Below are 2,309 nucleotides of genomic sequence, written 5' to 3' on the forward strand. Positions count from 1 at the left end.
CGCCCTGCTCGGGCTCGCGATCGCCCTCATGACCTTCGGCGTGCCGGAGGCCGTGTCGTACGCGGTCGCGCGGCACCCGCGGCTGGTCCGGGTCGCGGCGCGCAACGGCGCGGTCATCGTCGTGCTCGCGGGCCTGCTCGCGACCGGGGCCGTGTTCGCGGCGCGCGAGTGGCTGTCGGGCGGCGACCTCGAGATCCAGAAGCTCATGGCGGTCGCGTCCCTCGCGGTGCTGCCGACGCTCCTGCTGGGCGTCCTGCGCGGCATCGCGTCCGGCCTGCAGCGCTGGGCCATGGTCGCGTGGGAGAAGGTGCTCGCGTCCGGCCTCCGTCTGGCCGTGCTGATCCCGCTGTGGCTCACCGGCCACCTCACGCCGTTCACGGCGACCGTCGTGCTCGCCGTCATGCCCGTCATGGGCGCGCTCGCGTACCTCACGCTGCCCCGACGGCTGCCGCCCGCCGAGCCCGACACCGAGGGCCTGGCGTCGACCCGCGCGCTCACCGGGTACGGCCTGCGGCTCTGGATCGGCACGATCTCCGGGATCCTGCTGTCCCGCGTCGACCAGACGATCATGACCCCGCTGAGCAGCGCCTACGAGCTCGGCCTCTACGTCGTCGCGGTCAACGTGAGCGAGCTCCCGCTCGTGATCCACCGGGCCGTGCGCGACGTGACGTTCGTGACCGACGCGAGCCGCTCCGAGGACGCGCGCCTCGCCGCGGCCGCCCGCATCTCCACGCTCATCTGCACGGTCGTCGCGCTCGTCCTCGGCGGCACGATGATCTGGTGGCTCCCGCTGCTGTTCGGCGAGGAGTTCGCGCCCGCCGTGCCCATCGCCTGGTTGCTGCTGGTCGCGGTCGTCATCAGCACGCCCGGGTCCATCGCCGGTGCCGGCCTGTCCGCCCGCGGCCGCCCGGGCCTGCGCAGCATCGCGCTCGTCATCGCGTGCGTCCTCAACATCGGCCTGCTGGTCCTGCTCGTCCCGACGTACGGGGCGATGGGCGCCGCGTGGGCGACGCTGCTCGGCTACGTCGTCTCGTCCGGCCTGAACCAGTGGTTCCTCAAGCGGCTGTTCGGCGTCTCGATGCTGTCGTTCTACGGCGTCCGCCGCACGGACCTGACGATCCTGCGCGGCTACGCGGGCTCGCTGGTCGGCGGCGTCACCCGCCGCCTGCGCCCCCGCCGCTGACGCGTCTCAGACCAGGCCGACCGCGCGGGCCATGCCGTCGACGAGGTGCGCGGACGTGAACCGGTCCTCGACGGCCTGTCGCGCGCGCTGACCGAGCGCGACGGCCGCGTCCGGGTCGTCGAGCAACCCGAGCACGCGGTCCGCGAGGTCCGTCGGCTCCTGCGGCTCGACCAGCAGCGCGGTCTCGCCGTCGCGGTGGTAGTCCTCGTGGCCGGGCGTCGCCGTGAGCACGACGGGCCGCGCGGTCGCCATCGACTCGAGGCTCACGGTGAGCCCGGACATGTGCAGGTTGGGCCGCGTCGCGATCGCGACGACGCTGGCGCGCGCGTACAGGTCCCGCAGCTCGGTGTGCGACAGCCGCGGCACCTTCGTCACCCCGGGCGGCGCGGGCACGTCGGACGCGTTCTGCACGACGATCTCGGCGTCCGGCCGTGCCTCGTGCACGCGCGACAGCGCGGCGAACAGGGTGGTGGGGTCCCGGTCCCGGTCGCCGCCGACGCTCACGACGAGCGGTGCCGGCGCGGGCGGCTGCGCGGAGAAGAACTCGTGGTCGACGCCGAACGTGAAGAACGACACCGGCGGACCCGACCGGCCCAGCGCGGCCTGGAGCGGCTCGACCTGCGCGCGGCTGTTGACGAACACGCCGTCCATGCGCCGCAGCACGTCGAGCGCACCGCGCACCCGGTCGGACGACGGGTCGATCTCGAGGGCGTCCGTGAGCCAGATCGTCCCGGCGAACATGCGGGCGTGCGGGGACAGGACGAGCATGCGGCGCGCGAGGTTCTCGTCCCACGCGATCCCGACGTCGGTGCGGCCGCGGTGCGGCACCGCAATACCGAGGCCCTCGACGAGAATCCGATTGTCACCGAAATCGCCCGTCGGCTCGCTGTCGACGACGAGATGCAGGCGGAGTTCTTCGCCAACCTGATCTCGGCCGCATTCGACCTGGCTCCCGACCAGACCATGCGCGCCATTGCCGACCGGGTCGCCGACTTCCGGGTGCCGGAGGTGGTGCTCGCCGACGGCAGCAGCAGTGACGACGCGCTGGCCGCGGCCGGAATCTACGACCGCGCCAAGGAGCCCGAGCTGGTCTTCGGCCCGCTGCTGGCGCAGTGGAAGGTCTTCT

3 protein-coding genes are annotated in these 2,309 nt (G+C 73.2%); 2 read left to right on the forward strand and 1 reads right to left on the reverse strand.

The window, feature by feature from the left end:
• On the forward strand, positions 1–1,183 hold a 1,183-nt coding region (locus tag HGA02_RS16800), incomplete at its 5' end, for an oligosaccharide flippase family protein (protein ID WP_168680297.1).
• A gap of 6 nt (positions 1,184–1,189) precedes the next feature.
• Here the strand turns inward: HGA02_RS16800 and HGA02_RS21165 are convergent.
• Complete coding sequence (locus HGA02_RS21165) at positions 1,190–1,951, reverse strand: glycosyltransferase family 4 protein (protein WP_246247971.1); 762 nt, start codon at positions 1,949–1,951, stop codon at positions 1,190–1,192.
• Between HGA02_RS21165 and HGA02_RS21170 the strand changes: the two genes are divergently transcribed.
• The coding region (locus HGA02_RS21170) for an acyl-ACP desaturase (protein ID WP_343035557.1) at positions 1,931–2,309 on the forward strand (379 nt) is incomplete at its 3' end. The genes HGA02_RS21165 and HGA02_RS21170 overlap by 21 nt on opposite strands.

The organism is Cellulomonas septica, from assembly GCF_012396155.1.
GTDB classification, from domain to species: domain Bacteria; phylum Actinomycetota; class Actinomycetes; order Actinomycetales; family Cellulomonadaceae; genus Cellulomonas; species Cellulomonas septica.

Bases quoted from the DNA above. Each gene is read 5' to 3' on its own strand.
- HGA02_RS21165 (WP_246247971.1), bottom strand. From the start codon at position 1,951: ATGCTCGTCCTGTCCCCGCACGCCCGCATGTTCGCCGGGACGATCTGG.